Source organism: Aminobacter sp. P4_D5, from assembly GCF_056401815.1.
The window spans coordinates 1-6668 of sequence record NZ_JBFUIP010000230.1 but is presented as its reverse complement, the minus strand read 5'-3'; the positions used below and the strand labels follow the sequence as shown (position 1 = coordinate 6668).

The window sequence follows — 6668 nt, the reverse complement described above, 5'->3', positions numbered from 1 at the left end:
AGGTGCGCCGGCTCCTGGAACGGATGAAGACGAGCGGCGCGGGCTCGATCCGACACAAGGCGATCGGCCGCCCATCGAACAACAAGATCAGCGATGGCGTTCGCGATTATGCAGTTGCGATCGTGCGAGAACGATATGCCGACTTCGGCCCGACGCTGGCAGCCGAGAAGCTGGCCGAAGATCATGGCGTGACGGTATCGCGCGAGACGTTGCGCCAATGGATGTCGGATACCGGCATCTGGCTCTCACGCCGACAGCGGCGGACGTTTCATCAGCCACGATTGCGGCGCGAGGCCTATGGCGAACTGGTGCAGATCGACGGCTCCGAGCATCGCTGGTTCGAGGACCCCGGTGACCCATGTTCATTGCTGGTGTTCATCGATGATGCGACCGGCAAGCTGATGCAGTTGCGCTTTGTGCGCTCGGAAAGCGCCTTCAGCTATTTCGCGGCTGGAACTCTATTTGAAGGACCACGGTGCTCCCGTTGCCTTCTATTCCGACAAGCATTCGGTGTTCCGGGTGACCAAGAAGGATGCCAAGGGCGGCCAGGGCATGACGCAGTTCGGCCGTGCGCTTTCAGAGCTGAACATCGAGATTCTTTGCGCAAATTCGAGCCAGGCGAAAGGTCGTGTCGAGCGCGCCAAYCGGACGCTTCAGGACCGCTTGGTGAAGGAGCTGCGGTTGGCAGGGATCTCGGATATGGAGGCGGGCAATGCGTTCCTGCCCGGTTTTGTTACGCGCTACAACGCACGGTTCGCACGCACCCCTGCCCGGTCAGATGACCTGCACCGRCCGATGAACATCATGCCGGATCGGCTCAGGGAGATCCTGTGCAAGCGTGAGCAGCGCTATGTCGGCGTTCAGCTGACGTTTTCGTTCGAGCGCCAGCGGATCTTGCTCGAGGAGACCGATGTGACGCGCGGGCTGGTCGGGCACTATGTCGAGACCTACGCCTATGCCGATGGTCGGCTCGACGTGCGCTGGAAAGGCCATTGCCTGCCCTTCCGGGTGTTCGACAAGGACCAGCGTGTGACCCATGCAGCGATCACCGAGAACAAGCGGCTTTCCGATGTCTTGGCCTACATCAAGGAGCGGCAGGAGAGAGCAGTTGCCGCAGCCGAAGGTAAAGACCAACAGCGAGAAGAATGGCTACACACCCCGGGGCCGCAAACCGGGCAAGTGGACGGATTTGATGAACGATCCCGCGGTGATAGCGCGGCGGCAAAGGGCGCTTTCCCGGCAAGCCGCAGCAGAATAGACCAGCGCTGTCGGGGATAACTCAATGGACGGTGATCTCGCCTTGTGTGTACGCATCCGCTGAAGGCCGCGGCATTACCGGGTGGGCGCGTCGTGTCTGCGGGTTATGGTGCGAGCAGGCTCATGCAGCCTGAGCCGACGCGGAAGCTTCGGCTTGGCGTTTCCATTTCCATGGCAGCATCTTGTGCAGACGGGTCTGCGGGATTTCGGCGATGCGCTTGAGGACATCGGCGAGCCAAGCCTGCGGATCAACGTCATTGAGGCGCGCTGTCATGGTCCGGTAAATCCGCTGGCGGTAGATCTCACCGGATCATCTCGCAAGGCCAAGCGCATTGAAACACCTCAAAAGCCGAAGCGCACTCACCCGCCCCGCTCTGCCCTTGCAACCCGAACCAGCCGGTCAGACCGGGGCTGATTGTCGTGCGCCATAGCAGACCCTTGCCGCCACAATTGTACACCTGTTGGCGGACACCAATCCTTGTCCCCTTTGATGTGCAAACCGTGCAAGATGGCTGGACACGTCAGGACGACTGGAGCTGTGCCGTGAGCGACGACCGGGCCTCTCATTGGGAAACCATCTATCGGGCCAAGACGGAAGATCAGGTCAGCTGGTTTCAGCAGACGCCGGAGCCGTCACTGACGCTGCTGGCAGTTGCAGGTGCTACGCCTGACGCCGCCATCGTTGACATCGGCGCCGGCGCGTCGCATCTCGTCGACGTGTTGATCGGCCAAGGCTTCGACGACGTCACCGTGCTTGATATCTCGCAGGCCGCACTCGATGCCGACCGCACGCGTCTCGGACCAGACGCAAGTCGCGTCACATGGATCTGCAGCGATGTGACGGCCTGGCAGCCAGGCCGTAGCTACGACATCTGGCACGATCGCGCCRCATTCCACTTCCTCACCGATCGAGTCGATCAGGCAGCCTACGCTACGGTTTTGACACGCGCGCTGAAGCCCGGCGGCCATGCGATCATCGGTACGTTCGCGCCTGATGGTCCTGAGAAATGCAGTGGGCTGCCGATCGTCAGGCACGACGCCGACAGCATCGGCAAGCTGCTGGGCAAAGGCTTTGCGCTGATCGACACGCGCCGCCACGAACACAAGACGCCTTGGGCCAGCGTGCAGCGTTTCCAGTTCAGCACATTTCGCATGCAGGGCTGAACAGCACCCCACCCGGCATTTTAGCCGTCATGCGGATATAGTGAGACTCGGCGTTCAGGCGGTCGCGGCGGTTCGCCTGAACGGGCTGATCCTGGCCAGCCACATGCCAACAAACATCATCGGCAAAAAGGCATAGGCGCCGGCAGCGCCCAGCGTCGTTGCCGTCAGTGCCGGCCCCGGGCAGAAGCCACCAAGCCCCCAGCCGATGCCGAAAATGGCCGGGCCGATCAGGATACGGCTGTCGATAGCGTTGCTGGCAGGCAGATGGAACGACGCAGATGCGACAGGATTTTCACGCTTGAGCACAAGGCGGTAGCCAAAGAACGCGGTGATAACGGCACCGCCCATGACGAAAGCGAGCGACGGATCCCAGCTGCCGAACAGGTCGAGAAAATTCAGCACCTTGGCCGGGTCGGACATGCCCGAAATGACAAGGCCGATGCCGAACAGCAGACCGAGCGCGAGATTGACGACAAAGGACATGATCAGGCTCCCACTATGTGGCGCACGACAAAGACAGTGGAAAAGGCCGTGGTCATGAAGGTAATCGTCGCCACGAGCGAGCGGACGGAAAGCCGCGATAGGCCGCAGACGCCATGCCCACTGGTGCAGCCATTGCCATAGACCGAGCCGAAACCGACAAGCAGACCGGCGGCCGCCATCAGTGGCAGGTTCGATGAAACGGTCTGAAGCAGCTCGTTGCCGGTGGCCCACAGATAGACCAGCGGTGCAGCAACCAGGCCGAGAACGAAGCCCAGGCGCGAGAGGAAGGCACGGTCATCATAAGGCGGCAGCAGGCGGCTTGCGATRCCGCTGATGCCGGCAATGCGCCCTTCCCAGGCCATCAGCAGCACAGCCGAGAGGCCGATCATGATGCCGCCTATGGTGGACGCGACGGGTGTAAATTCAGTCATTCTCGCTGCCTTTCTTTGAAATGGCTTTGGCGCCCGGCTCGCAAAACATGCGGTAGAGCAGCGACACGATCGCGCTCACACGCTCGTCGGCGAGACGATAAAAGACGGATTTCGATTCCTTGCGGCCGGCAATGAGCCCGGCATCGCGCAACTCGGCAAGCTGCTGCGACAATCCGGGCTGACGTATGCCAAGGCCGTCTTCGAGATCGCGCACCGAACGCTCGCCATCGACAAGCGCACAGACAATCATCAGCCGGTTGGGGTTGGCGAGCTTCTTCAAGAGCTCTGCAGCTTCCCCTGCCCGGTTGAGCAGGTCGGACATCGCCATATCGGATTCGGGGTTCACAATCTTAGCCTTGGTTCGCTACCACGCAGGTCCATACAGGCGTCACGGCAGCGGCATCGCCATAACACTTAAATATAAACGATTGCGTTTTTTTGCAATCGATATTTCGCATTGATCAAAGGCGTGACATGAAACGCCTACCCTGCCCGGCTATTCCTCGCGCTCACGCCTGAGTTTGGTCGCGTGATCGAGCCGCGTCTGGCCGGGTGTTCAACGGTCAACACCGTCGGGGGTTATTCGTCGGATTGGCGGCGGGTGGCCTTGTTGCGCGCCCAAAATTCCAGCCGCTTCTTGATATCCCGTTCAAAGCCGCGCTCGTTTGGAGCGTAGAACTCCGGACGATTGGGACCGGCCAGTTCTTCGGGAAGGAACTCCTGTCCCGAAAATGCGTCGGGATAATCGTGATCGTATTTGTAGCCCTCGTGGTAGCCGAGTTCCTTCATCAGCTTGGTCGGCGCATTGAGGATGTGTTTGGGTGGCGCGAGCGAACCCGTCTGCTGAGCAAGTGCAATCGCCTGGTTGAACCCCATATAAGAAGCGTTCGACTTGGGCGCTGTTGCCACATAGGTGATCGCCTGAGCCATGAACAGGCGTCCCTCCGGCCACCCTACCCGCTCGAACGCGGTCCAGGCGGCCACGACCTGCGGCATGGCCTGCGGGTCGGCCATGCCGACATCTTCCGAGGCAGCACAGGCAAGACGGCGGAAAATCGTGCCAGGAGCTTCGCCGCCGATCACCATGCGCGCGGCCCAATAAAGTGCCGCCTGAACATCGCTGCCGCGAAGGCTTTTGTGGAAGCAGCTGAGCATGTTGTAGTGCTCTTCCTGCCCCTTGTCGTAGACTGGCGCCCGCTTCTGGACAGTTTCGGCCAAACCTGCGACGTCCAGCATTGTGCCAGCGGGTAGCGCGAGCAACTCCTCGCAGAGCCCGATCAGATAGCGCCCGTCACCGTCGGCCATGGTAAGCAGCGTGTCGCGCGCTGCAGCGTCGAGCGGCAGCTTTTTGCCGGAATGCGCTTCGGCGCGCTCGGCAAGGATAGCGAGGTCTTCTTTTTCGAAGCGTTTGAGCGTGTAGACCTTGGCGCGTGACAACAAGGCCGCCACCAGGCTGAAGCTTGGGTTTTCCGTCGTTGCGCCGATCAGGACGATGGTCCCATCCTCGACATGCGGCAGAAGCGCGTCCTGGGTGGTCCTGTTGAAGCGGTGCAGCTCGTCGACGAAGACCACTGTCTGCCGCCCTGCCCCGCCGCGGAGCTGCTTGGCGGCATCGACGACCTTGCGCAGATCAGCAACGCCGGAAAGCACGGCCGAAAGCTGCACGAAATCGAGGCCGACTTCCTTGGCGACCAGCCTGGCAATCGTTGTCTTGCCGACGCCAGGCGGTCCCCAAAGAATGAACGACGACACCTTTCGCGATTTGATCATGCGCCCGATCGGGCCGTCGGGCCCGAGAAGATGGTCCTGTCCGATGACCTCGCTGATGCGTTGCGGGCGTAACGTCTCGGCAAGCGGACGCGGGACAGACTCGTCGAAAAGGGAACTCAAAAGGTCACCCTCCCGACGGTTCGGCTATCTGCCATCTTTCCCGCCACAGCCCCGGTGCACTCAATAACGCAGCATCTGGCGCATGATGCGGCCATCACGCTCGACGGTAAACCGCCACCAGCGCGTGTCCACCTCGGCAAGCTGCTTCAGCTTCTCGGCAGTATCGATGACCTCACCATTGACCTCGCGCACGATGTCGCCCGGCTGGAAGCCAAAACCAGCAGCCGGCGAGCCGCCGTCGATGCCGACGATGGCGACACCCTTGGTGTCGGTTGCGACACGCAGCCGCTGCGCCAGTCGCGGTGACAGCTCGGCAACCTTTGCACCCGCAAACGGGCTGCGGCCGCGCAACAAGACCTCGTTCGAGCTTGCGCCTTCCGGCGCGCGTTCAAGGGCCACTTCGATGGATTTCTCCTCGCCCTTGCTCAGCACCGACAGCGTTGCCTTGCCACCGATCGGCTGGGTCGCCAGGCGATAGTCGAGCGCTTCCATGTGCTCGATCGCGGCACCGTTGAACTGCAGCACAACGTCGCCGGGCTTGAGCCCCGCGCGTGCGGCGGGGCCGTTTTCGTCAACCGACGAAATCAGCGCGCCCGATGGATGATCCATGCCGAGCGACTCGGCGATCTGGGGCGTTACCGGCTCAAACGAAGCGCCGATGAAGGGCCGTTCGAAGAATTCCGCACCGCCCTTGGCGGCCTCGGTGAAGGCGCGCACCATGTTGGAGGGAATGGCAAAGCCGATGCCGATCGAGCCGCCGGAGCGGCTGAAGATCGCCGTATTGATGCCAACGAGCTGGCCGCCCATGTTGATCAGCGCACCACCGGAATTGCCAGGATTGATCGCCGCATCGGTCTGGATGAAGAAGCCGGAATCGGACACCCCGATATGCGTGCGGGCAAGTGCCGAGACGATGCCGCTGGTCGTTGTCTGGCCGACTCCGAAGGGATTGCCCATGGCGAGTACTAGGTCGCCGACCTGAAGCGCGTCGGAATCACCAATGGCGATCGTCTGGAACGGCTTATCGGAATCGATCTTCAGCACCGCGAGATCGAGCGTGTCGTCCTTGAGCAGAACCTTGCTGGTGAATTCACGGCCATCCGACAGCGCCACCTTCACCTCATCGGCATCTTGGACGACGTGGTTGTTGGTGACGATGATACCACTTGGATCGACAAGAACGCCCGAGCCGAGCGACGAACGGTTGCGCGGGGCACCGCCGCCGAAAAACTGTTCGAAGAACGGATCACCGTCAAATGGCGAGCGCACCTTCACCTGCTTGGAGGCGTAGACGTTGACCACGGCCGCAGCCGTTTCCTTGACCAGCGGCGCAAACGAAAGCTGCATCGCTTCGCGACCGAACGGCACGCGGCGGTCAGGCGCAAGCGCCCCAACATCAGCCTTGCCGCCGTTCAGCAGATCAGTCAGCACATCCGACAGGGG

General features: G+C 61.5%; 6 protein-coding genes and 2 pseudogenes. 2 read left to right on the top strand and 6 right to left on the bottom strand.

Features of this window, described 5'->3' with window-relative positions; genetic code table 11:
* Positions 1-1258 (top strand): annotated as a pseudogene (locus AC1DWF_RS28860) (ISNCY family transposase); the annotation flags it as partial.
* 120 nt (positions 1259-1378) lie between these two features.
* Here the strand turns inward: AC1DWF_RS28860 and AC1DWF_RS28855 are convergent.
* Positions 1379-1531, bottom strand: a pseudogene (locus AC1DWF_RS28855) (transposase domain-containing protein); the annotation flags it as partial.
* Positions 1532-1800: 269 nt separating this feature from the next.
* Between AC1DWF_RS28855 and AC1DWF_RS28850 the strand changes: the two are divergent.
* Complete coding sequence (locus AC1DWF_RS28850) at positions 1801-2421, top strand: class I SAM-dependent methyltransferase (protein ID WP_476842359.1); 621 nt, start codon at positions 1801-1803, stop codon at positions 2419-2421.
* A gap of 54 nt (positions 2422-2475) precedes the next feature.
* Here AC1DWF_RS28850 and AC1DWF_RS28845 read toward each other — a convergent pair whose 3' ends face one another.
* From AC1DWF_RS28845 to AC1DWF_RS28825, 5 genes are all read right to left on the bottom strand, one after another.
* Positions 2476-2904 carry a DUF6691 family protein gene (locus tag AC1DWF_RS28845; RefSeq protein ID WP_476784518.1) on the bottom strand — a complete coding sequence of 143 codons (429 nt, stop codon included), beginning with the start codon at positions 2902-2904 and terminating at the stop codon, positions 2476-2478.
* A gap of 2 nt (positions 2905-2906) precedes the next feature.
* Positions 2907-3335, bottom strand: coding sequence for a YeeE/YedE family protein (locus AC1DWF_RS28840; RefSeq protein WP_476784517.1), 429 nt, complete (start codon positions 3333-3335; stop codon positions 2907-2909).
* Positions 3328-3663 (bottom strand): ArsR/SmtB family transcription factor, encoded by a 336-nt coding sequence (locus AC1DWF_RS28835; RefSeq protein ID WP_476784520.1) that lies wholly within the window; start codon positions 3661-3663, stop codon positions 3328-3330. Before AC1DWF_RS28835 ends, AC1DWF_RS28840 begins: the two co-directional genes overlap by 8 nt.
* A 251-nt stretch (positions 3664-3914) precedes the next feature.
* Complete coding sequence (locus tag AC1DWF_RS28830; RefSeq protein WP_476784516.1) at positions 3915-5225, bottom strand: replication-associated recombination protein A; 1311 nt, start codon at positions 5223-5225, stop codon at positions 3915-3917.
* A gap of 60 nt (positions 5226-5285) precedes the next feature.
* On the bottom strand, positions 5286-6668 hold a 1383-nt coding region (locus AC1DWF_RS28825; RefSeq protein WP_476842358.1), incomplete at its 5' end, for a DegQ family serine endoprotease.